This window comes from Mediterraneibacter butyricigenes (assembly GCF_003574295.1).
GTDB classification, from domain to species: domain Bacteria; phylum Bacillota; class Clostridia; order Lachnospirales; family Lachnospiraceae; genus Mediterraneibacter_A; species Mediterraneibacter_A butyricigenes.
Genome location: NZ_BHGK01000001.1, coordinates 2,050,736 through 2,073,072, shown reverse-complemented (window position 1 = coordinate 2,073,072; position 22,337 = coordinate 2,050,736). Strand labels below are relative to the sequence as shown.

Sequence of the window (22,337 nt, the reverse complement as noted above, 5' to 3'; positions counted from 1 at the left end):
GGGCTGCTTATACTTCTTGCGATTGCCGGAGGCGTTAAGCCCTCTACCGCAAGCTCAAAGATGTGTTTTACCACCTGAGAAGCAACAGGATCCACCACCAAGGTCTGCTTATCTTCAGGCAGTCAATTGTAGCCGTAGGGAATGCTGCCGGAGCAGCGTTTACCATCGCTCATACGGGACAGGAAGATGGACTTTATCTTGTTGCTGGTGTCCTTGGCATACCACTCGTTCATTATGTTGAGGAATGGGGTGAAGTCGTTATCTTGCGGCTTGTCGCTGTCCACGCTGTTATTGATTGCAACAAAGCGTATCTGTTTCTTGGGGAACAGAATCTCGGTATAAAAGCCGACCTCAAGATAGTTTCTGCCGAAACGGCTCATATCCTTGACGATAATTGTACCGATTTTCCCGGCTTCGGCTTCTGCAAGCATTGCCTGAAATCCGGGACGGTTGAAGTTACGCCCTGTGTAACCGTCATCGGTAAAATGCTTGATGTTCGTCATACCGCTTTTGCGGGCAAAATCTTTGAGAAATCTCTTTTGATTCAGTATTGAGTTCGATTCGCCTTGCTGCTCATCATCCTTGGACAGCCTTTCATAGAGGGCTGTAACTCTATCAAAATCCCTGATTTTAGGCACTTTCTGACCTCCTATCCGTCTTTTATTCGCAGTCGTATTCAATGGACTGCTTGCAATATATATCCTAAAACTTCTTTTCCGTTCGGAGCATACCTCACAGACCTCCCCGGGTACCACACGTTTCTTCCTCTCCATCCATCTGCCTCATTTATCACGCATGATTCCGTGTAGTTATTGGGTTTCAACTTGGGATGCAGTCTTACCCTCATGCATGACCTTATATGAGATTTCTGTTCGTCAGACCAGAGATTTGCCCGTGGTTAGTCTGTTCCCACATCCGGCTTCCTTCAGATTCCACCTCGCGATGGACACCCTTGCCTTCGGCTATATCCTTCCCACTACCGGGCGGATTCGGGACTTTAACCCGTTAGAAACGTGCGCCGCCGGGCGCACATCCCGTAAAAAATGCTTGCGACATCTTTTGCCGCAAGCATTTCTTATTTTTCCGGAGCATTTACCACATAAATCCCCACACATACCAACCCCAACGCAATCAGGCTTCCCAGCTGAAATGCCTGTTGCACCTCTCCTAATATAAGTGCGGATAAGATCACGCTGAACAGCGGATTCACAAATCCAAAAATCGCAACTTTTGACACTTCATTGTAGGTCAGAAGCACTGACCACAGCGTGTAGGCCACTGCAGACAAAACCGCCAGATACAGGATTACTGCGATCGCAGGTACAGACAAATGCTGCAGATGTCCTCCCATGCCGATTCCGATCAGAAACAGAATAATCCCTCCGATAAAAAACTGGGTTCCACTCAACACAACCGGCGAGACTTTCTTTGAAAAAATATGGATCAGTACTGTGGACATTCCATAAGCAAACTGCGAGATCAACACACAGCCTTCCCCTGACAGTGAAAATCCTGCATCCAGAGAATTACCCATCAGATTGATCACAACCACACCGGCAAATCCAAGAATACAGCCCAACAGTTTTCTTCCGGTCAACCTCTCCTTCCTGAAAATCAAACATGCCAGTAAAATTGCAATAAAATTTCCCAATCCGTTGAGAATCCCGCTCTTCACACCGGAAGTATTGGCCACACCGATATAAAAGAAAAAGTATTGGCCCACTGTCTGTGCCAGACAGACCACACAGGCATCTTTTAAAACCATTTGATCCGAAAGCAGTATCTTTTTCTCCCGAACAGATGCAAACAAAAGCACCAGCACTCCCGCCAGCGTAAAACGGATTCCGGCAAACACGATCTGACTTGCTGTATCGGAAGCCTCTACTTCCAGCAGTCGGTATCCTGTCTTGATCACCGGAATCGCACTTCCCCACAGCATACAACACACACAGGCCAGTACTGCCACGATCCAGGTCTTCGTTAATCTTCTACTGTCCATGAGAATCCCTCGTGATTTCGTATCGTAATTTCATGTCTGTAATTTCTGTCTGACGCATTTTCTATGATGATTCTTTCCACCTCTCCACAATGCTTCGGCGGATCAAAGTCAATCGTCAGCCTTCCGTAATTTTTCAGTTCCTCAAAATCATGTGCCCCAAGTTCTATACCCAGCTCTCTCATAATGTTTTCCTCCCATACTGCTTCATCATCCGACCAGTCTCCTCTCCCAATGAGAAGACTCATAACACAGATACATCAGAAAAGACACCAACCTTTCGACTGGTGTCTTCAAACTGCTTTCTTTAAAGTTCTTTTTTATTTACTTTTCCAACACCGATGTACAATGAGGACATTTTGTTGTTACCTCTTTCGGCTCCTCTTCTTTTTTGTTCAGCGTCAGAAGCTTATTGATCCCTTTCATCAGACAGAACAAAATCTATTCTTTTTCCCTTTTATCTTCTTTTCCTTTTAAACTGCATCACAAGAAACACGCCAGCACTTGCCAGTATCAGAAGACTCCATCCGGCCATTGAGCTGTCATCCCCTGTTTTCACTACTGTTTTTGCCGTCTTCTTTCCGGATGTTTTTCCCTGCGCTTTTTCTTGATTCTTTGAAGAAGTATCCTGTTTTTTCGAATCTTCTGTCTTCTTTTCTGACTCCAGCATCGGAAGTTCTTCTGTTATCTTATCCCGGCAGACCTCGCATACTTTTTCTTTCAAACCTTTTGCTGTGGCCGTTGGCTCTTTCACCACAACCCACTCTCCATAAGAATGTCCCTTTGCAGGTATTTTGCGGCTGTCTTTTGTAGCATCACATTTGCTGCAATGTATAGATTCACTGCCATCTTCCGTGCAGGTTGCTTCTTTGTCCACAGTGTATTCGCTATTCCACTGATGACCCGAAGCCGGGATCAACTCCACGTTCAGTTCTGTCCCACATCTGGTACAGCTTTGATATTTCTTTCCATCTTCCGTACAGGTTGGCTCAACCACCAGGACTTCTCCCACTGCATGACCGCCTTCATAATCCTCGCAGATGTTTGCCAGGACTTCCTTTGTACTTCCTGCCTGAATCTCAATCTGTCCAGGAGCCTGCTCAATTCCAACTCCCGAAAGTCCCGTGTTGATCTCCGCGTCAAAAGAACATCCACTGACCGTTGCCCTCTCATTCGATCCTACAAATCCTCCTGCCGGACAATCCGTTATACCACCAGTCACTTTTCCTGTTGCATGACTGTCTGTGATGCTGCTTGTCAGAACGGTTCCTGCAAACCCGCTAACTTTTGGAAGCACATTTGTTACCGTACTGATCACATCTCCTGTAGCCACACAATTTTTAATCTGCACATCTTCTTCAAGGTATCCGGCAAACCCGCCGCAATTCCAGTCATATGCCCGAACTTCTGCTTCTGATTTACAATATTCCACCTCTGAACTGACAAACAGCACTCCAACAAATCCACCAGTACACCAGCCTCCATTCACTTTCCCTTTTGCCTGGCATTTTGCATAATATCCCTGATAATCATTTCCGGTCATTCCACCGGTTCTTCCTTTTCCTGTCACCTGAACATCTGCCATACATTCTTTCACATTCGCGTAGCTGGCAATTCCGATCATTCCTCCCACATTTTCACTTCCCTCAACGGTTCCACTGACCTCACAGTTTCTGACCTTTACATTAGAAAGATGTCCTGCAAGAATTCCAACTCCATCCGGATCTACGGCTTCTGTTTTCACATAAGCATTTACCACTTTCAGATTCTGTAATGTTACTTCTTCCACTGCATTGGTCAATGTAACATGTCCAAACAGACCTGCAGAATACTGTTCATTGCTCTCATCCACATATAATCCGCTGATGGTATGATTCGCTCCGTTAAAAAATCCGTCAAACGTATGAAATGAGGATGCATTTGTTCCATTTCCAACAGGGATCCACCTGTGTGCTGACAGATCCAGATCTGCCATCAGCACAAAATATTCCCCACTGTGCGTCTTTCCATACACTCCACTGTTTACATCTGCTGCCAGTTTTGCCAGCTGTTCTGCTGTTGCGATCTGATAGGGATCTGCCTTCGTTCCCGTTCCTCCGGCAAATTCTGTTGCTGCACTGTCTGTCCAGACCCCATACGGTGCGGTCGGTGCCGTTCCTTCTGCCCGTACGGTCTTCGGACTCCAGGCTGCACACAGTACCAGGGACAAAATCCCGATCATCAGTATCTTCATAGATTTCCCTTTTTGCATTTTCCTGTTCCTCCTTTATCTCTTCCTTTTCCGGTGAATTTTAATAAAGTACTTTTCTTATCTTACAGGAAGCGTAACACAAGTTACAATCCATCTGACACAAACGGCTGATTATTCGCCTGAATGGTTCATTTTCTCTATAAGTTTTTTATACACCCGATCTACAAACCAGGGTTCTGTAGAACGCTCCAATGCTTCTTCCGGAGCAAACCATGCCACACCGCTGTTTTCATCTTCTTTAATCGACACTTTTTCTTCCGGATCTGCCTCCATCAGATAGGTAACATTCAGACGTAAATGGCTGGATACATACACTCCGTTTTTCTCATGACCATCCACCGTAAGAGATTCCAGAGAAAAGATTCCCTCCGATACCGGACGGACCTTTGAGATTCCGGCCTCCTCTTTCACTTCCCGGAGTGCTACCGACAATAAATCCGTCTCTCCATCTGCATGTCCTCCAAGCTAGGACCAGGAGTGATAGATATTATGATATAACATCAGGACCTTGTCCCGCTCCCGGTTCACCACCCAGGCAGATGCCGTCATGTGTGCCACTTTGTTGTCCCTTGAAAATGCATCCACGTTATTTTTGATCCAGTCCAGAATCAGGACTTTATCCTTCTCTTCCTGTTCATTCCACGGATGATATGTTTCAATCTGTTCCAATAGCTCCGAAACTTTTTTCTTCACTTTGATCCACTCCCCCGAGTTCTTATTCCTGTTCCATCCACAAGGCAACATCTTTTTTCACGTCCGCAAGTGTCATCTGAGAAAGTTTTTCCTCCATCGCCTGTTGAACTTCCAACAATCTCTTGTCCAAAACATGATGAATATTCTTACCCACCGGACAGTTCGGGTTCGGATTTTCATGAAAGTGGAACAATTCCTCATCCGGCGTACATTCTACCGCTTTGTATATATCGAGGAATGTAATCTGATCCAGGGGTTTTGTGATCGTCACACCGCCGGTTCCCCTTGCCACTTCGATCAGCCCGGCCGCTTTTAGCTGCTGCAATATTTTCCGTATGATCACCGGATTGGTTCCGATACTGCCTGCCATGAAGCTGCTCGTCATCTTCTGATCTGAAAATGTATCAATACATGCGAACATGTGAATCGCCATTGTAAACCTGCTTGAAATCTGCATACTCAACACCTCGTCTCTCTTTAGGATTCATCATAACAGATTGGTGTTGTAATTCCAATCGTTACAGATTCAGAACTTTCCACCGCCACCACCATGTGTTTTTCCGGAAGATGAACTGTGTGTAGATGAACCACCGGAACGGTCTTCTGACTTTGGCTTTTCCGTGCGTCCCAGTGTTTTATACAGGAACAGATCTCGACTTTGTGTTATCTGCATACTGTTTTTCTTCACATAACTGCCTGCTGCCGGCTGTAATCGCACTGATTTTAGTTTTTTCTTCATCTTTCAGTTTTTTCTCATTTTCTCCAAGATCTTTGTTCAACCCCACATAACGACTCACGATCCTCATCCGGAGTACCATCCCCATTGAGCATCCCAAGATTCCGCCGGCGCTCCAGTAACTGAAGAGACTCCATCATTTCCGGTGTACCGGCAACAGTTGCATCTCCATTGATAAAGTCATTCTGCCATTTCATTCCTTCCACCGTACTTAAGAATCCTGTATCCAGGATATTACAGAGATACTGGAATCCATCCCCCGGATACTCCAGCTGATCCCGGCAGAAGATCACACCTGCTTCTTCGCATTTTGCCTTCAACTCTTCCTATTTCAATCTCTTATTCCTCCGCTTTATTTTCTTTACAATATACTTTTCCCAATCGTTCTATCTCTCTTCTCATCTGTTCCACAACTTCATCCGGTCCAACAATCTTTATATCTTCTCCCAGCGAAAATACCCAACCAAGGAACTGCCTGCTAACATGTACATCCACGTTCACGTTAAAATGTTCTTCGTCTGTCGGAATCATTATCACATTTTTTCCAAACCGATCTATGATCACTCCTGCCAGCTTGTTATGCACCCGTAACTTTACCGTTTGCTCTTTTCCGCCAAACATTCCGAAACTCTTTTTCGCATACTCTGCCATATTAAGCTTTTTAAAATGTTCTTTTCCTTCCCTGACTTCATCGGACATCTTGATATGCAACATCTTGTCTACACGATAATGTTTGATCATACCGGCATCTGAGTCATATCCTACCAGATAATAATTTTCATCATCCCAGGATAATCCCCAAGGGCTGATATGATACCAGGCTCCGTTATGCCGAAGCTCCATTTCTTTTTTGACATTCCACTGAAAATACTGAAATTTGATTTTCTTATTCTCAGAGATTGCATGATGAATCGCATCCACCGTATAGTAGATACTTTCATTCATCGTCTTAATTCGTCCGGATACATAGACTTGTCTCTGTAATTTCTGTGCATCATACCTGCTGACCAGTGTTTCCAGTTTCTTAATCAAAGCATTCGATTTCTTTTCTGTAATAAATTTGGAAGACTGGATGGCATCCACCAGAAGTTTCAATTCCGGTAATTCAAATGTTCGATTAATCACATGGTAATGATAGCGATTTCCAACTGGTTCACCCTCTACCTCGACACCAAGGACACTTAAATCCCGCAAATCATTATAGATACTCTTCCGATCCGCTGTCACATCATATTCTGCCAGTGCATCCTTGATTTCCGGCATAGAAATATAATGATCCTCATCTGTTTTCTCTAGCATAATCTGAGCCAGCCGATAAAGTTTGAACTTCTGATTGCTTCCTTTTGGCACGCCTCCTGTCTCCCTTCGCATAATAAGTCAAGTATATCATAGCAGGGAGATATATAGTACATCTTTTAGCACAATTTGCATAAAAATTGAACTCACCGTTCCATCATGGAAATCTATTCTCAAATCACCCTGCATGTTTTCCACCTTCCGCCTCTTTGACGCAGAATAAAAATCATCCCACGGGTGATCCAATCCAGACACTGCTGCCTCTCCAACAAATCCTACTACAAATACATCTGCAATTCCAACAAGCGAGACAGACTCATTACCAGCATAAGGATAATCGCAATCCATTTTTTCATAAAGCTCACCTCCGTGTTATTTCAGTTTGTTATAGTCCTCATTCGAAACAGACTCCAACCACTCATTTGAAGTATTCTCACCCGGATGAAGTTCCTGTGCCTCCTTGCCCCATTCCTGATAGTAACCACGACCTGAGGTACACGCAAAATCTGACCACCGCCCTTATCTCCGTGATGAACATGCCAGTTATTCCTGCATTAAACTGGACTACCTCTCCGCAATCCCTTGTAGTTGCTGGCTTTAACGGCATACACATCTGTGCTTTGTGCGAATCTGTCCTGACGAGCAGTTTCTGCCAGGTTATTTTTCTGTTTCTTCCTCGTTCCAAACCTCTTTTGCAAGGTTGAATACTGCCCAGCCCTTTGGCCATCCTGCATAGAATGCTACGTGAGTAATAATCGCTGCGATTTCTTTTTGTGTTACCCCATGATCCTTTGCATTCTGTAAATGGAATTTTAAAGAAGAATCTGTAATTCCCTGTGCCATCAGTGCTACGACTGTGATAATGCTTCTTGTCTTCAAATCAATATCTTCATTGTTCCAGTTCTCTCCGAACAGAACATCATCGTTGAAATGTGCAAACTCCGGTGCAAATATTCCCAGAGCATTTCTTCCTGCTGTCTGTGTAATCTTTGCCATGACATCAAACCTCCGTCTTTTTATTTATGGTAATTTGTTGTACTCTTCTTCTGGTAAGAACTCCAGCCACTCATTGGAAGCTCCTTCTGCCGGAACCTCAACTGCCAGATGCTGGAACCAGCTGTCTTTCGCTGCTCCATGCCAGTGTTTTACTTCCGGTGGAATGTTTACCACATCTCCAGCTTTCAGTTCACGAGCCGGTTTTCCTTCTTCCTGATACCATCCTCTTCCACCAGTAACCATAAGGATCTGGCCACCCTTGTGATGAACGTGGTATGCATTGATTGTTTTTGGAGCGAAAGTAACCAGACCAACAGGTACTCGCTCTGTTGTAAGCATATTCAGATAACATTCACCTGTAAAATACTTTGCAAATGCTACATTTTCCTCACCGATTGGAAATACGTTGCCACCGCCTAAGTCTTTTTTCATCTGTTCGATATCCATGAAAATCTCCTCCTTGCGTTTTTATTTTATGGTACAACCTGAAGCAAGCTGTAGGTCAATAGATTTTGCAACTTTTTACATAAAGTTCGCATTTTTCCTGTGACAGTTTACATTTCAGATTCACTTTATTTCTTATCGGTTTTTATCATACACCCATATTGCTTCCTATGTCCAATACCCATTATTGTAGGTTGCTTAATGCCTTTTAAGCATAATCTGTTTCTATACCACAATGCAAAACAGATCTGCCGCATCCTGGCAGATCCGCTTTGCATTGTGGTATAGTTTAAAGCTGTTTGATAAGATTTAATTCCCTTTTGGACAGTGCCTTTTTCAGCTTTTGATTCTCTTTTTTCAGATTCTCATTCTCGCTCTTCAGATTCTGTATCTGTTGTTGGAGCAGATCCATTTCTGTTTCCATTGCCTGGCTGATGATGTTTCTCCTTGGATCTACCATGCCAGCCTGCTGTTCCATTGCTGCATCAATCTCACTTCGTACAATCGGATTCTTATAAAAGAATCCTCTGGACAGCCCTGTCTTTTGCATCAGTGCTGGCACGGATACTTTTTCTTTTTCCAATACCATTGTCCGGATTGCCAGGGTTGCACGTTCCACTTTCTCTTCGCTTTTTCTTTTATTCAATTCCAACATCTTGTCGTATTTGTTCATATTCTTCTCCCCATCCGTCCAGATTCGCCAGGATAATCTGTGACATAAGATTTCTTACTTCCCGTGTTTCATCTGCAAGCCTCTGATTACTCATTTTCCGGTAATACTGGACACTTCTCACTCCTTTATGTCCGAGGAGCTTTGCTATGGTCCAGTCATCCACATGGAGTTCTGTCAGCTTTACCCCATAGCAGTGCCGGAACATATGTGTTCCAAATCCGAATAAGTTCCCATTGTCATCCCGGATATCTTTTTCATAGATCATCCGAAGCACTTTATCCTGCAAGGTTCGGTAGCTGATTGGTTTCTCCGGTTTGTTCTCGGCTGCAAAAATATAAATGCTTTCAGGATAATGCTCATTTGCATAACTGACTGCCTTTCCAATCAGCTGTGCCAGCTCCCGGCTGATCGGTTTTTCATATCTTCTTGTTTTCGGCTGGTATATGATAATCATATCCTGACGGTCATGTTTATAAAGGCAGTCTTTCCGCAAGGTCAGCGTGTCGGAAATTCTGGTTCCAAGCATCTGGTGGATGATCATTGCCCTTGCTATCTGCTCTTCCATTTTTACAATCTGGGCATTCAGTCTTTTCAGCTCACTGTCCGAATAAGATTTGAATTCTGCTTTCCGTTCTGGCGGAAAATCAGATTTTAAAAACAGTTTTGTAAGATGTGGAAAATCATAAATTTTTCCGATTGTTTCCAGCACATTTCGAAGCTTTAGCAGGTCATCCCGGATGCCATTCCCTCCGTTTGATTCTACCTTGATGTTGATTAAAAATTGTTCTATGATCTCCCGGTCAATCTCTTCGCAGGTGCTGATCTTGGAATGCTTTTCATCCAAATACTTTGAAAATTTATTCATTGCGGACAGTTCACGTTTTATACTGCCAAGGGCTTCGGTTTTCAGATGATGGTAAATTGCTTTTTTTACTTCTTCCCGAATATCTGGTTGCCGGATTCCTCTGAAATTTAGTGTCTTATGGTTGACAATCGGATTTGTCCGCAGGATAAGCGGAAGCCTTTCCAGATACCAGATATCCTTTGCCAGCTCATTGGTTTCGGAGCGGTCTAAAGTAAATTCCAGAAGATTTTCAAAATACCGGATCAGGGCAGCTTTCTCCACAGATTCTGTCTGAATACTCGTCACTTTATGTTTCGTCAATGCCCTGCCATTTTGCATCATCCACAATTTTAACTGTTTAATCCAGATGTCTTTTTCCTTGTCTAGCAGGCTGTTTTTCTGATGGGACGGCTTCTTAAAAAATTCGCATAAGCTGTTAAAATGTTGTCTTTCTGCCTTTATGGTCAAAATGGATACCTGTGTTCCCCGGTAATATATGTACTCGGCAAATTCTGTCTGAAGCTGTTTTCCCGGTAGTTTTCCAAGGTCAAAATACGGTTCCCGGTTCAGCTTTTCCTTTTGCATATCATTGGCCAGCTTATAGCATTCCAGTTGCTGGTATTCCAGTCTCTCATTCATTTTGCTCTCCTTTCTGCATACAGGCAAGCAGGCTATTTCCCTCTTTCTCAAAATATGTGTCATTTTGTTTTGCAATCTTTCTTGGCATATAGTCTATATATTGCATGGTCATTTCCTCAAATGTGTGTCCCAGATAGTCCCGGATGCTTTGGATTGATACGCCATGCTCATAAAAATTGGTTGCTACGGTATGTCGGTAATCATGAGACTTAAAAATATATTCTCCATTCTGTATGCCTATCTGGGAGCAGTATTTTTTCATCTGCCCCATGAAGGTGCTTTTGGAAAATGCTCCACCTTTCCGATTCTGAAAAATGTATGCTTCTTTTCCCCTCTGGTGTTTTTTCAAATACACCTGCATCAATCGATATAATGTTATCGGGATCGGAACTCTTTTATAATTTTTCATTTTTACCTGGTAGACCTTTATCCAGCAGTCACCATTCTGGATATCATAAGCATCCCCTTTCAAGGTACAGACTTCGCTAACCCGCAAGCCCACACACCAGAGATGTAAAAACATCATTCTCAGATGTTCTGGAAACTGTGAAAGATTCTGTATGATTTCCATATACACGTCCTCTTCCACGCTTCTGTTGTGATGCACTGGAATCTCTTTTTCCCAGTAATAGGATGCATAAAACGGAACTTTTTTTATATATCCTTTTACTTCCAGAAACTTCATAAAAAACTGAATTGCGGTAACATTTGTATTAAATGTCTTTGCTCCCATTGATCCGTTCTGCAGATTTTTTAAATAAGTGTCTATCAGACCGGCATCGCACTCTGTCACATCTATCTGATGTTCATCGATCTCCTGCAAAAAGTTTCTGATTGTTCGGAATCTTTCATAAACGGTGCTGAGTGCCAGTTCCCCGATTCCTATTTCATACTTCATGTATTCCTGAAGCAGCCATCGGTTCTTGGGATACAAAACTTCCTGAAACGATATTCTTTCTATACTGTCACTTTGATTCCGTCGTTCTTTTGCAATATGAAACCGATCTAAGTACCAGACAGCCGCATCCCATCGGATTTCATCTGCCTGTACAAAAATCACTTTACGGGCAGTCTCCACAATTGTCCTCAGCCGTTTTCGCCGTTGTTCCTTTTCGACTTTCTGCTCCAGGTAGCTCTGAAATAATGTTTCCTGTTTCAGCTCCATCAGATGGATATCTGTGATCTGCTCCCGGATACAAAATTCATAAAAAAACTGTAGCCCGGTCAGTTTATATTCCCTCAGCTGTGAAACCTCATAATGTTCCAGAATATATTCCAGTACCGTAAAAATCTGGCGTTTCATTTTTTCACTGGCTGCCGCTTTAAAATTCCAAACCATATTGCTCCGACACCGTACCGTCTCTACGCTCTTTACTATTGTCTGCTCCGAATGGTATGGGACAAACAGGATTTCATTTTTATATTTCCATTCACATTCCCTCTGTCCTGCCGGAGTTTTCATTCGCACCCGGATGTACGACTGTCGTATCCGGTCGAATGTTCCGGTGTATCGGTAAAGGTATTTTTGCTTTATCAACGGTGTTATGTATGATTCAAATTTCTTTCGCAGTTCATAATCTATTTCCGAGAGACGTTCTACCATCTCATCTGCCAGAAACAACAGAATCTGTTCTGTAATAGAACTTCCTGCTTCCTCTTCTGCATACTCACGGACTTCCTTTCGTAGCTGCTCAATCCGCCTGCTCCGTTCCTCTTCTGCTTCTATAAAAGATTGTAAAAACGCAGGCATAAAACCACCTCCTATAGCAATTCCTCAATCCCATACAGTGAGGAATGTTTCTCATAGAATTCCTGGCTGGCATCAAGCAGTTCATCATCCACAATGTCCAGATAGTTGATGGTTGTCTGGATGTGGCGGTGTCCATAAGCCAGCTGTATCAGTTCCAGCGACCATCCTGCTTTTCTCCGCTCATTTCCAAAGTAATGCCGGAGCATATGAGGCGTGATCTTAATCCCGGTTTTCTTTTCCATTCTTTTCAGCATGGAATATACTGCTTCCACGTTCATTGGTTTTCCGATGTTATCCCCGGAAATATTCACAAACAGGCTTGTTTGGTGCTGAAGGAGTTTTCGGTACTCTGCAATATACAGATTTAAAAAATCGAAGGTATCTTTGCTGATCTTCGCACTTCGGTATTCTGCATTCTTGGCTCTCGCTCCATTTTCATTGTCCTCACGGAAATATACCCGGATTATGTGGTTCCGATAATCAATGTCCTTACTATAATCAATTCCCAAAATCTCACCGATCCGGTAGCCTGTCTCTGCCAGAAGCAGCATGAGAAGCCGATCTCTTATATTGGTACACGCTTTCAGGATTTCTACAATTTCATCTTTCTTTGCTGCCCTTGCCTTATGCTCTTCCTCTTTTAAATAGCCTTTGAAGCTCCTTGACCGTATGCTTTTCTTTACACCTACCGCATCGACTGCCATAAAATAATTATAGGACAGTGCTTTCAGTTCCCCGAACTGCTGGTACTCTTCTTCTATAAAAAGATAGAACCTGAACACATCTTTTAAGTATGCGTTGCAGGTTCCATTGTTCGGAGATCTGTGATTTTCATCTTGCGTATGTTTCCCAGCTTTCAGCCAGTATAAAAACTTTACAAAGTGTTCTGTCTGTTCGACATAAGGCATTTGATATATATCTATCAATTCCTGTTCTTTTTCATGGATGTATTCCAGATAATACAGGATGGAAAGTGCGGAGCGCCGTATCGTATTCGGCGAACATTTGCTCCGTATCTTGTGCATCAGATATTTGGTAGGAAGCAGGACAATGTCCAAAGTTTCTATATCTCTGATGAAGAAATAAACTGCAGAGCCTTCTCTTTCTGTTTCCAGCTCATATCTTCTCATTTCTGCTCACTTCCTTTCCTCTAACGCTATACACAGTATACCCAACTCATGCCGATAAAGCTATCACCAATACTACCAATTCGCTCCAAACCGCCCCTGAAATACCACTAAACTTTTTGTCCTGTCTGCTACCCGGATCTGGGCAGAACCAATAACGCCACGGATGTTCTCAGCTATAGTACCGCTCCACTTTCCGGCTTCGGATAAAATTTTCTACTTCTTCGATCCGTTCTGCCATCTGGCACTTTGGCAGTGCTTCCAGAACATCACTCCGATACCTGCCTTTCTTTGCTGTCCGGGGATCCAAAATGGACACAACGCAGGTGTCCTGCTCCGTGCGGATTGCCCGGCCGAATCCCTGCCGCAGCTTCTTCTGCATATCCGGGACAACAACATTTTGAATGTAGGATTCCAGTGATCGGTATTGTTCCCTTTGTGCTTCATGGATGGGGTCCGGTACAGCAAACGGCAATTTTACAATGATCAGGGACGATACCATATCCCCCGGAAAATCCACACCTTCCCAACAGGAGCCGGCTGCAAACAGAACGGCATTTTCCATCTTCTTAAACCGTGCGATTTCTTCCTGTGAGTTTCTCCATACCTGCACCATCGGGAACGGGATCTGATCCCGCAGGAGCTGCTGCACATTTCCCATCAGGGTATAAGATGTAAACAGTACCAGTGTATGCCCAAAAGTAGAACACACCAGATCACGGATCTGGCCTGCAAGTTGCTCGGCCTCTTCCCGGCTTCCCTTGAGCGTCGCTTTTAAATTCTCAGGAATATAAAGCAGACAGTTCTCTCTGTAACAAAATGGGGATTCTGCTACACACTCCCGGACTCTGCTTTTCTTTTCCAGCCCGGTCATCTGTCTGGTCCTTACAAACCCATTTCCGGCTTTTAAAGTTCCACTGGTGAGAATCGAGGGAAATCCCCTGTCCCATAAGGAATCATGGAGAAACCTTGGAATCTCTCTGCTAACAGCCATAAACACAGGATCTCCCCTGCCGTCTGGCTGAAGAAATAAAACGTATCTGGTATCCTTCTTCAGAAACCAGCCGAACAGCTCTTCCATCTCTTCCAGCCGCCGGAAGATCCAGTAAGGGACATTTCCAGCAAGTCTTTTAAGCATAAGACTGAGATTCCCCCTTACCTGCTCCAGAGAAGATCGGCACTTTGCCGGAAAATAGAAATTTTCTTTTCCAGCTATGTCATCTCCCATCCCGGCCTGATCCTTACGGATTTCCATTGAAAGTGTATTAAACCAATCCTGTAGTCTCTTACCTTCCGAACTTTTATGCTCCCTGTTTAAGAAATACGAGATTTCCTGCACGTCCTCTCTTCCAATACTTCTCCCATACATCTGGCTGGCAGCTTCCGGGAGCTTGTGGGCCTCATCCACGACCAGTGCCCTGTAATCTGCCAGAAGCGGCCGGTACCCATTTGCTCGGTGCATGGCATCTGCCAGAAGATAATTGTGATTGCAGATCTGTAAAAAAATGTCCTCTTTCCTGGAAGTGTCCAGATGCTTCTGATAACGGCACCCGGCTTTCCCCGGACACTCCTTGGGGCAGAATTTCGGTACGCACACCAGCCTGCGGTCAAAACCGCTCAGGTTATGTACGGAATCTAAATCAAAGTTATGCCGGAGGGACTTCAATGCCTCCATCTGTACCTGATTTTTATTCTTGTCCCGGACTGCCTCCAGTCTTTGGGCCAGCCTGTAATCACATACAAAATGTTCCTTTCCCTTGCGGACAACTGCCTTTAATTCTTCCTGAAGCAGATCTGCTTTTAACAGTACATCCGATAAGAAAGGAACATATTCCTCTATGATAGCTTTCTGTAAGGCAATGCTGGAAGTAGATACCACCACAGACCGTCTGTCACATCCCGAATAACCGGAATGCAGTACACTATATTTCCGCATCAGGATACAGGCCGTCAGATAGGCATAGGTCTTTCCAATACCCACTCCTGCATCACAGAGCGTAATCTCATTTTTCATAAGGGCATCCAGCATTTCATGGCAGAGACGGATCTGTTCTTCCCTTACATGAAGCCCGGCTTCCGGGAAAAGTTCCCGGAAAATCCTTTCCACCTCGCCATGTGCCCTTTTCTGATATTCATTTTTATAACACATTACTTCTCCTTGCCGGAAAGCTTATCTTACCATACCCTTATGGATGGATCGGACTGCTTCCGGTATATTCTGTCCCTGCTCCTGTATTTTCTTTATGGCAGCATTCCCTCTTGCCATCATCCTTCGGATATCCGTCCGGGAAACATTCCATGTCTTTACTTTCTGTGGTGCTTTCTTTACCTGCTCGGACAAATGGCATTCACAGAGTTTCGGATATACCACCATTGCTTCCGGCAATTCCAGCGGATACTCGATCATGGGATGGTACACAATATCCCTTACCACCTGCTCATAGCATTCCATCTGCATTCTTGCCGTACTGTCCTGGTAGATATTTTTCCCTTTCATGGCACTGTAAACCTGCGATGAGATATATCCCAATGATTCAAAACTACAGTATCCATAAGGAGTCACGCCGGAAAGGGAATCCGGATCTTTTAAAGCATTCAGATAGACTTCTTTTCCCTGGGCAATCAGCCACATCCGAAAATCAGAAAAACTATCATCACTGCACCCGGTTTCCATCATAACACCTGCCGCTGTCCACAAGCCATACTTATAAGCTGCATCCCGGTAACTGTAAACAAGATTGTGGAATTGGAGGACATCCTCCGGTGTCATATAGAAGAGCTGCTGCTTGATCCACACTGCCGAAGCATCCAGATCGGTGCCGCACACTTCCTTTGCTTTTTCAATCAGATTCCAGAATTGATCCTTGCTCATTCCACTTCTTTTTGTTTCTTCCATCTGTTCTCTCCCCTTGATGTGACGTTAATACCACAAGAATACGGCTGTAGTCTCCCACAGCCGCATGGTATCTGATATCAACGACACACTTCTTCATTGATTTCTTTTTTATCTTGCTGTTCCGCATTTGACCTCGCACCCCCGGAACTATCCCTGTATTTCTTCTGGGAAAGGGGACACTACAGGCGGGCGGCTGGCCTGCCGCCGCTCACAGATGTCCTGGGGGTCTTTCTGATTACAACCCGGAGTCCATCTTCCGCTCTCTGGCTGGTAACGTGTATCATTATCCCCCGTCCGTGATCCTGGCGAAAGGCTGCCACCGCCTTATTCACAGCTATGCTTTCTCGCTCCAAGTCTAAGAATCTTTACCCTATACTTAATCATGGCGCTCATACTGTCACGCTTCTACGGTTGGGAACGTACCTGTAGTGCCGATATTCACTTGCCAAAGAACAGCCGAGGGATGTCCCTCTGCTTACTAGCCGATGGCAGTGTATTTTTTTATTCACTTCACAGAAAAATTTTTTATCGTGCTTCCCCGGATCTGTTTTTCTTTTTTCCTTTTGCCGGATTCTTCTCCTGTGCATCCTTCTTCCGACTTTCCTTCTGCTCTTTTTGTTCCTGCGGTGGCATCTTCATCACATGAAGTTCCCCGTTAAACAGGGTGAAAACTTCCGGTGACTGATATTTTTCTTTAAACTTTTCAATCTGCTCCGGTGTCAGCGAAGTAAAATCATCTTCTGTCAGTCCTACCACAAGGAATGTTCCGGCAATGGCATCATAGACCTGTCCTCGGTCATCGTACAATGCCCGATTTAACGGCAACCCCTCAAATTTTCCATTGCCGTTTAAAAGAATTCCAACCTCATCCTCAAACGGATAAGTCATCTCAATGTCACCGCCTACTGCCTGCTGCAGATCTTCCAGCTCATTGGGGATGCTTTTGACATAGGGTGCTTTCATCGGCTCGACTACCAGTACCGTCATCATTTCTTCCTGCATTTCGGACACTTCTTTCTCATCCATCGTATCAATCCTCCTGTCTATTCGTTCTGATAATCAGCCGATGAGAGCCTTTTGTTTTATTCAAATTTCATGGACTTTTTGATTTTCTCCCGTAACCTCCGCAGTCTTGTATAAACAGTCTGCTCCGGCAGTTCCATGTGATGGCTGATCTCCTTTGGTGCATATCCCATCATCTTCAGAACAACCATCTGAAGAGTTTTCTTGTCAGTCGATAACAGGATCTGGAGCAATTCCTCATTCTCCACGGTATCGAGCAGGGCTTCCACACTCTCTGGCTGAGACTCTCCTGATTCTTTTTCTTCCAGAAGCAGTTCCATACAGTCCAGAAGTGAGGTCTGATGTTCCCGGAATCTCCGCTCTGCGTTAAAATCGTTCCAGTCATACTCCCGGAGCTTCTGGATCGTCTCTTCATCCACACCCTGCTCACGCAGGATCTTCTCTTCCTCTGCTTTCCACTGGTTCCATCTATATTCTTCTTTTGCTTTGTTATAAGCCACTTATCTTTTCCTCCGATCTGAATTTTTGTGAAATCAAATCGGAGTGTGGCGGTGATCTGGCTCGTTCTTCCTGTCCACAGGAATGTCCGGCATCTCTGCTGTTTCCCTGCAAACACGGATCTCCTTTGTAATCATATCTTTACAAAGGCACAGTGTATCGGATGCACCTGTCAGTTAACGGTCAGAAACCTGTCAATTGACGGTCAATTTTTATCACCTTCTTTCCAGCACAAATAAAATAAGACGAACAATCTTTTTACGGATTATTCGCCTTACTGCTGTTCGTTTTCATTATTCAATTCAAATTTGTAACCTATATCCCTGACACTGACAATGCAATTCCCGGCACCGTCTTCAACGACATTCAACTTTTTTCTCAATCGCTTTACCAGACACCAGATGATATTTTTAATATCACCAACAGAATAATCTTTCCATACGAGCTGGTAAATCTGTTCAAATGTGTATACTCTCATCGGTGTCACCGCTAATAAGTATAAAAAATTATATTCTTGTCGTGTTAAATGTAACGCTACATTATTCCAAAATACTTTATGTTTCTTATGATCCATTACAAGTTTTCCCTTATCAATCATCGTTTCGGATTGCTTTTGAGTTATTTTTTGTTTATTATTTCGTCGTGCCAATGAAAAAATCTGCAGATCTACTTCTTCTATAGTGCTATTTATATCCATTACACAATCTGCACCAGCGTATATTAATTCTTTTTTCCATGACATACACAATAAAGAGGAAGCATCCGTCAAAATAATAATTGGTATCTGCGTTATTTTTCTAATAGCAGATATAATATTACTTATGTTCTCTTTATAAAGGATCACTCCTATTATAAGCACATCATAAGAAAATAAACTCAAATTATGCAGTAAAATTTGTAGATTTTCTGCATAATCTGAGTTTACCTCATTGAATAGTTTTCGATATGATTGATTGTCAAAATATGCTAATATCTTGTATTTTGTGTCTTTCATATTTAATCTATTTTAGCAAAACAACATTTTCTATTTCTTCACAGGAAAATTATCAAATGTATTGTCAATTTTTTGTGCAGCAATCCCTCTCATCGCATGCTCTTTCAGTTTTTGAAAACTTTCATCACTGACTGCATGTTCCATGCGACAAGCATCCACTTCTGCAGTTTGTGGATTAACTCCAACGGCTATAAGTTGATAAGTAAAAAAGCAATGGCGTTCGTAAATTTTTTCGGCCACATCCCGGCCAAGGTCGGTCAGGTGTATATAATGGTTTTCGTCTGTTGTCAAAAAACCGCCCTCTCGTAAAGTTCCTACTGCGTAACATACGCTGGGTTTTGAAACTTCCATGTACCGGGCAACATCCACGGAACGCACCATACCGAGTTTCTTTTGAAGTATAAGCACGGATTCTAGCTGCTGTACGACGGCTTTTTTTCTTTTGCCGTCGTGCGGCAGCTATTTCTGTTATACTAAGCTACTGTTTTCCACATTTCAGATTCACTTTAATGATTCATCTGAAACTCTTCAATCGATCCATAGTCAATTAGTTTGCTCTCGTCAAATGACTCTTGAAGTTTCTCTCCTTCTGCAAACAGGACATTTCCGCTTGAAGTCAGCGGCAACATACAGCTACTCGCTTTAAGACTTTGTGCCGGTTTATCCACAAGGATAATCAATGGATTTTTTGCTTCTATCGGCTCTGCTGCGCCCAACGCCACATGCACCGGAAATGCCAATAATGTCTCTCCATCATATTGATATAGTCCCACTCCATCAGGCAATACATTTCCATCAGCAGTCAATATAGGCATTTGAACATCTAAAAATTCCTGCATGCTATTTGCCAAACTGCCATATTCCACAGGTTTTAACTTGCTGGGATCACCAAAGCGATCTATCCATTGAGGGTTTGTCAGGATCAAATGGTCCCACCCCCCATCCTTTAGCTCTTTTGTAATTTCAATATTGCTGTCAACTACATATGAAAGCAGAAGATAATCTTCCTCAGAATGTAAAATGCTGGAGCCATCTGCGGTTAATTCATTGCTCTCACAAACTGTATCAATGTCTGTATATGCTATATACCAAATTTCACTCGTATTGTATTGATTAAGAGTGAGTGTATCTCCACACCCAGATAGACCCAATACAAGGATGCACACGAGTATCATCACTATTTTTCTGCTCATTTACAAATCCCCTCAGTTTTCCTTACGTTCGAGAACATGATTTTCTTTTTGAATACCCATCATGCCTAAAATCAGAATTGCACATACGACAATACTGCCGACAATGTACTGCCATCCAAAAAATGATAGATTAAGAATATAGCGTGCTGCCGGATTAGAAAAAATGTGTGTGAACGGCTCATTCGCTGCAATTCTGCTCATTACTCCGCTGACATCTGCCAGAGGTATTCCGTAAAGGGACGCACCAAAAAAATAAAGAACGAGTTTTTCTACAATGGACGGCAGTAAAATTCCTAACACACAACCTCCCACCCGATGTGCCGCTGGTGTCTTAAAAAGATAAAACGCTCCCGCAATGTAAGGTAGAACAGCTAAACATCCACCTAAAACAACTGGTGCCAAATGAAATCCGAAGATAACAAAGACAAGGCGCAAAAGTAAATATACGCCCAAGATAATCAGCCAACTTATAATCAGAGAAGCCGCAGGCTTATTTTTCTTTGGTGTTTGCGTACGAATCTGCTGTTGCATCATCAAACCTCCTGACTGGATATTGCACCTTGGGGAACATCAGAATAATGGTTGTTCCGCATGACAACTGTGATGTGATTTGTAAATCTATCGCTAAATCTTTTGCCATTTTCTGCACTAAATATAATCCCATACCTGTGGAGCGGCTTAAAAAGCTTCCTGCGTCCCCAGTGAAGCCCTTATCAAAAACAAACGGCAGATCAGACGCGGGTATACCTGTTCCGTTATCGCTGACGGATAGAGTAATCTGCCCGCTTTCTGGATTATCCGTTACTGAAAATTGAATAGCGGGGGCGGTGTCCTTCACAGCATACTTTACACTGTTGCTAATAATCTGTCCCAAAATGAACATAAAGCCTTTTTTGTTAGAAATTACGTTACAGTCGTTCCCGGAATATGTGACAGAAAATTGGGCTTCTTCAAGCAAGGATAAATTGTCCTCAACCGCTTCCCGACAAGTCTCTAAGATCAGAATTGGTTCAAAATAGCAATCTTTGTGAGCCGCCCCAAGACGTGAAAAGTACAAAATCTGTTCTACGTTCTGCCGCACATGGTCGCGTACATATAGCATACGAGTATGCACCAACGGTGACATCTCAACCTTTCGATTATCTAAAAGAAGCGTCATAAGGGACAGAGGTTTCTTGATTTCATGCACCCAATTTTCAATATAACTTTCGTAGTTGGCAACCTTTAACTGCTGTTCGTTCACATACCCCTCTTGCATTCTCAGATGATGGGCTAATTCATGGATATATGGGCGCATTGACGCGGGGGCACTTTCACACAACAGGTATTCGTTTGTGTCGTCCGGCTCTAACAGAAAGCGCCGAAAAGCGGCATCAATTTTACTGCGTTTATGAATTGAGATGACAAAGGGGATGACAAACGCGGCAAGTGATACAAATATCATTAGCCCCACAAGGCTCAAAAAATCCCCCGGATAAGCCACCCATGCCAGAAACGCAAAGAACAAATCCAAGCAGCCAAGAGTAATCAACCAAATACGATTGGACGATACATAGGTCAAGAGAGTATTAAATTTCTTCATACTTCCACCTGCTCTTTCAAACGGTAGCCTTGCCCGCGCACCGTTTCAATGCGATCATCAAGTCCAACTTCACGCAGCGTTTTCCGCAGTCGTGTAAAATTGACTTGCAGCGCATTTTCGTCTATAAACTCCGCTGTTCCCCAAAGCACATGAAACAGGTCGCTCTTTGATACAAGGTTCGGGCTGCTTTTCAAAAGGGTGAGAAGTATTTTCCCCTCATTCTGCGGAAGAACATAAGATTTCTTTCCTGCATAGAGCGTAAAAGTGTTTGGATCAAGCAGGAAGCCGCCCCCGTTAAGCAATCCCTGCTGCATCTGTTCTTCTTTGCGGCGCAAGAGGTTTTTAATGCGGGCAAGAAGCCGTTCCGTGTTGCATGGCTTTGTTAGGTAATCGTCCGCCCCTAATCCCAAAGCGTGAAGCTCGTCCTGTAATTTATCTCTTGCAGTTAATATCAGCACAGTCCCAAGCTGTTTGGCCTTTACCTCTTTGCAGATTTCAAAGCCGGAGTGAAAAGGAAGATTGATGTCGAGCAAAATCAAGTCCGGGGAAAGAGACATTATCTGTGATACGGCATTTTCAAAGTCAAGCAAAGGAACAGCGTCATATCCCGCTTTTTCCAACACATCAATCAATTCTTCCCGCATATATACATCATCTTCAACCACAATAATTTGCGCCAATATGAACACCTCCTTCCCGAATAAGC

General features: G+C 43.5%; 23 protein-coding genes and 3 pseudogenes. All 26 read right to left on the bottom strand.

Annotated features, from left to right (window positions below; genetic code table 11):
* Window positions 1-17 precede the first annotated feature (17 nt).
* Window positions 18-638 (bottom strand): annotated as a pseudogene (locus tag KGMB01110_RS15425) (recombinase family protein); the annotation flags it as partial.
* Between the two features lie 437 nt (window positions 639-1,075).
* Complete coding sequence (locus tag KGMB01110_RS10210) at window positions 1,076-1,999, bottom strand: DMT family transporter (RefSeq protein WP_119298185.1); 924 nt, start codon at window positions 1,997-1,999, stop codon at window positions 1,076-1,078.
* Window positions 1,981-2,181, bottom strand: a complete 201-nt coding sequence (locus tag KGMB01110_RS10205; protein WP_117603528.1) for a hypothetical protein — start codon at window positions 2,179-2,181, stop codon at window positions 1,981-1,983. Before KGMB01110_RS10205 ends, KGMB01110_RS10210 begins: the two co-directional genes overlap by 19 nt.
* 272 nt (window positions 2,182-2,453) lie before the next feature.
* Window positions 2,454-4,247, bottom strand: coding sequence for a hypothetical protein (locus tag KGMB01110_RS10200; protein ID WP_117603527.1), 1,794 nt, complete (start codon window positions 4,245-4,247; stop codon window positions 2,454-2,456).
* A gap of 111 nt (window positions 4,248-4,358) precedes the next feature.
* A pseudogene (locus KGMB01110_RS15875) lies at window positions 4,359-4,991 on the bottom strand (NUDIX hydrolase).
* Window positions 4,963-5,397 (bottom strand): Rrf2 family transcriptional regulator, encoded by a 435-nt coding sequence (locus KGMB01110_RS10190; protein WP_117603525.1) that lies wholly within the window; start codon window positions 5,395-5,397, stop codon window positions 4,963-4,965. Before KGMB01110_RS10190 ends, KGMB01110_RS15875 begins: the two are co-directional and overlap by 29 nt.
* 69 nt (window positions 5,398-5,466) lie before the next feature.
* Complete coding sequence (locus KGMB01110_RS10185; protein ID WP_119298184.1) at window positions 5,467-5,679, bottom strand: hypothetical protein; 213 nt, start codon at window positions 5,677-5,679, stop codon at window positions 5,467-5,469.
* A 14-nt stretch (window positions 5,680-5,693) separates the two neighbouring features.
* On the bottom strand, window positions 5,694-5,996 hold the full coding sequence (locus KGMB01110_RS10180) for a hypothetical protein (protein WP_119298183.1): 303 nt from the start codon (window positions 5,994-5,996) through the stop codon (window positions 5,694-5,696).
* 19 nt (window positions 5,997-6,015) lie between these two features.
* A complete protein-coding gene (locus KGMB01110_RS10175) occupies window positions 6,016-7,026 on the bottom strand; it encodes a helix-turn-helix transcriptional regulator (RefSeq protein ID WP_119298182.1) in 1,011 nt (336 codons plus the stop codon).
* Window positions 7,027-7,062: 36 nt separating this feature from the next.
* On the bottom strand, window positions 7,063-7,320 hold the full coding sequence (locus tag KGMB01110_RS10170; RefSeq protein ID WP_117888591.1) for a hypothetical protein: 258 nt from the start codon (window positions 7,318-7,320) through the stop codon (window positions 7,063-7,065).
* Between the two features lie 24 nt (window positions 7,321-7,344).
* Window positions 7,345-7,968 (bottom strand): annotated as a pseudogene (locus tag KGMB01110_RS15980) (carboxymuconolactone decarboxylase family protein).
* 24 nt (window positions 7,969-7,992) lie between these two features.
* A complete protein-coding gene (locus KGMB01110_RS10155) occupies window positions 7,993-8,415 on the bottom strand; it encodes a cupin domain-containing protein (protein WP_015535738.1) in 423 nt (140 codons plus the stop codon).
* Between the two features lie 286 nt (window positions 8,416-8,701).
* Complete coding sequence (locus tag KGMB01110_RS10150) at window positions 8,702-9,085, bottom strand: DUF6262 family protein (protein WP_025577036.1); 384 nt, start codon at window positions 9,083-9,085, stop codon at window positions 8,702-8,704.
* The gene (locus KGMB01110_RS10145; RefSeq protein WP_119298180.1) at window positions 9,051-10,568 is read right to left on the bottom strand and encodes a tyrosine-type recombinase/integrase; all 1,518 of its coding nucleotides are present in this window, start codon (window positions 10,566-10,568) and stop codon (window positions 9,051-9,053) included. The genes KGMB01110_RS10150 and KGMB01110_RS10145 overlap by 35 nt, the downstream gene beginning before the upstream one ends.
* A complete protein-coding gene (locus KGMB01110_RS10140) occupies window positions 10,561-12,318 on the bottom strand; it encodes a tyrosine-type recombinase/integrase (protein WP_119298179.1) in 1,758 nt (585 codons plus the stop codon). The genes KGMB01110_RS10145 and KGMB01110_RS10140 overlap by 8 nt, the downstream gene beginning before the upstream one ends.
* 11 nt (window positions 12,319-12,329) lie before the next feature.
* On the bottom strand, window positions 12,330-13,448 hold the full coding sequence (locus KGMB01110_RS10135; RefSeq protein ID WP_119298178.1) for a tyrosine-type recombinase/integrase: 1,119 nt from the start codon (window positions 13,446-13,448) through the stop codon (window positions 12,330-12,332).
* A gap of 169 nt (window positions 13,449-13,617) precedes the next feature.
* The gene (locus KGMB01110_RS10130) at window positions 13,618-15,594 is read right to left on the bottom strand and encodes an ATP-dependent DNA helicase (RefSeq protein ID WP_119298177.1); all 1,977 of its coding nucleotides are present in this window, start codon (window positions 15,592-15,594) and stop codon (window positions 13,618-13,620) included.
* Between the two features lie 21 nt (window positions 15,595-15,615).
* A complete protein-coding gene (locus tag KGMB01110_RS10125; protein WP_118035266.1) occupies window positions 15,616-16,341 on the bottom strand; it encodes a DUF4240 domain-containing protein in 726 nt (241 codons plus the stop codon).
* A gap of 525 nt (window positions 16,342-16,866) precedes the next feature.
* The gene (locus KGMB01110_RS10120; protein WP_119298176.1) at window positions 16,867-17,367 is read right to left on the bottom strand and encodes a DUF3846 domain-containing protein; all 501 of its coding nucleotides are present in this window, start codon (window positions 17,365-17,367) and stop codon (window positions 16,867-16,869) included.
* 56 nt (window positions 17,368-17,423) lie between these two features.
* Window positions 17,424-17,864: an ECF-type sigma factor gene (locus KGMB01110_RS10115; protein WP_055057436.1), complete on the bottom strand. Its 441-nt coding sequence runs from the start codon at window positions 17,862-17,864 to the stop codon at window positions 17,424-17,426.
* 272 nt (window positions 17,865-18,136) lie between these two features.
* A complete protein-coding gene (locus KGMB01110_RS10110) occupies window positions 18,137-18,856 on the bottom strand; it encodes a winged helix-turn-helix transcriptional regulator (RefSeq protein WP_008400022.1) in 720 nt (239 codons plus the stop codon).
* Between the two features lie 30 nt (window positions 18,857-18,886).
* A complete protein-coding gene (locus tag KGMB01110_RS10105; RefSeq protein ID WP_044944563.1) occupies window positions 18,887-19,315 on the bottom strand; it encodes a metal-dependent transcriptional regulator in 429 nt (142 codons plus the stop codon).
* A 47-nt stretch (window positions 19,316-19,362) separates the two neighbouring features.
* Entirely contained in the window at window positions 19,363-20,049 is a 687-nt protein-coding gene (locus KGMB01110_RS10100) for a DUF6619 domain-containing protein (RefSeq protein ID WP_119298175.1), read from the bottom strand.
* Between the two features lie 12 nt (window positions 20,050-20,061).
* Window positions 20,062-20,583, bottom strand: coding sequence for a hypothetical protein (locus KGMB01110_RS10095; protein ID WP_243112778.1), 522 nt, complete (start codon window positions 20,581-20,583; stop codon window positions 20,062-20,064).
* A complete protein-coding gene (locus tag KGMB01110_RS10090) occupies window positions 20,540-21,631 on the bottom strand; it encodes a sensor histidine kinase (protein ID WP_008400027.1) in 1,092 nt (363 codons plus the stop codon). Before KGMB01110_RS10090 ends, KGMB01110_RS10095 begins: the two co-directional genes overlap by 44 nt.
* Window positions 21,628-22,311: a response regulator transcription factor gene (locus KGMB01110_RS10085; protein ID WP_025577041.1), complete on the bottom strand. Its 684-nt coding sequence runs from the start codon at window positions 22,309-22,311 to the stop codon at window positions 21,628-21,630. The genes KGMB01110_RS10090 and KGMB01110_RS10085 overlap by 4 nt, the downstream gene beginning before the upstream one ends.
* Between the last annotated feature and the right edge of the window lie 26 nt (window positions 22,312-22,337).

Excerpts from the sequence above, each read along its gene's own strand:
- KGMB01110_RS10125 (WP_118035266.1), bottom strand. The coding sequence starts at position 16,341 with ATGGAAGAAACAAAAAGAAGTGGAATGAGCAAGGATCAATTCTGGAAT.
- KGMB01110_RS10110 (WP_008400022.1), bottom strand. The coding sequence starts at position 18,856 with ATGAAAGACACAAAATACAAGATATTAGCATATTTTGACAATCAATCA.
- KGMB01110_RS10095 (WP_243112778.1), bottom strand. The coding sequence starts at position 20,583 with ATGATGCAACAGCAGATTCGTACGCAAACACCAAAGAAAAATAAGCCT.
- KGMB01110_RS10140 (WP_119298179.1), bottom strand. The coding sequence starts at position 12,318 with ATGCCTGCGTTTTTACAATCTTTTATAGAAGCAGAAGAGGAACGGAGC.
- KGMB01110_RS10145 (WP_119298180.1), bottom strand. The coding sequence starts at position 10,568 with ATGAATGAGAGACTGGAATACCAGCAACTGGAATGCTATAAGCTGGCC.
- KGMB01110_RS10205 (WP_117603528.1), bottom strand. The coding sequence starts at position 2,181 with ATGAGAGAGCTGGGTATAGAACTTGGGGCACATGATTTTGAGGAACTG.
- KGMB01110_RS10135 (WP_119298178.1), bottom strand. The coding sequence starts at position 13,448 with ATGAGAAGATATGAGCTGGAAACAGAAAGAGAAGGCTCTGCAGTTTAT.
- KGMB01110_RS10155 (WP_015535738.1), bottom strand. The coding sequence starts at position 8,415 with ATGGATATCGAACAGATGAAAAAAGACTTAGGCGGTGGCAACGTATTT.
- KGMB01110_RS10100 (WP_119298175.1), bottom strand. The coding sequence starts at position 20,049 with ATGAGCAGAAAAATAGTGATGATACTCGTGTGCATCCTTGTATTGGGT.
- KGMB01110_RS10170 (WP_117888591.1), bottom strand. The coding sequence starts at position 7,320 with ATGGATTGCGATTATCCTTATGCTGGTAATGAGTCTGTCTCGCTTGTT.
- KGMB01110_RS10185 (WP_119298184.1), bottom strand. The coding sequence starts at position 5,679 with ATGAAGAAAAAACTAAAATCAGTGCGATTACAGCCGGCAGCAGGCAGT.
- KGMB01110_RS10090 (WP_008400027.1), bottom strand. The coding sequence starts at position 21,631 with ATGAAGAAATTTAATACTCTCTTGACCTATGTATCGTCCAATCGTATT.
- KGMB01110_RS10190 (WP_117603525.1), bottom strand. The coding sequence starts at position 5,397 with ATGCAGATTTCAAGCAGGTTTACAATGGCGATTCACATGTTCGCATGT.
- KGMB01110_RS10120 (WP_119298176.1), bottom strand. The coding sequence starts at position 17,367 with ATGGATGAGAAAGAAGTGTCCGAAATGCAGGAAGAAATGATGACGGTA.
- KGMB01110_RS10130 (WP_119298177.1), bottom strand. The coding sequence starts at position 15,594 with ATGTGTTATAAAAATGAATATCAGAAAAGGGCACATGGCGAGGTGGAA.
- KGMB01110_RS10200 (WP_117603527.1), bottom strand. The coding sequence starts at position 4,247 with ATGCAAAAAGGGAAATCTATGAAGATACTGATGATCGGGATTTTGTCC.
- KGMB01110_RS10150 (WP_025577036.1), bottom strand. The coding sequence starts at position 9,085 with ATGAACAAATACGACAAGATGTTGGAATTGAATAAAAGAAAAAGCGAA.
- KGMB01110_RS10210 (WP_119298185.1), bottom strand. The coding sequence starts at position 1,999 with ATGGACAGTAGAAGATTAACGAAGACCTGGATCGTGGCAGTACTGGCC.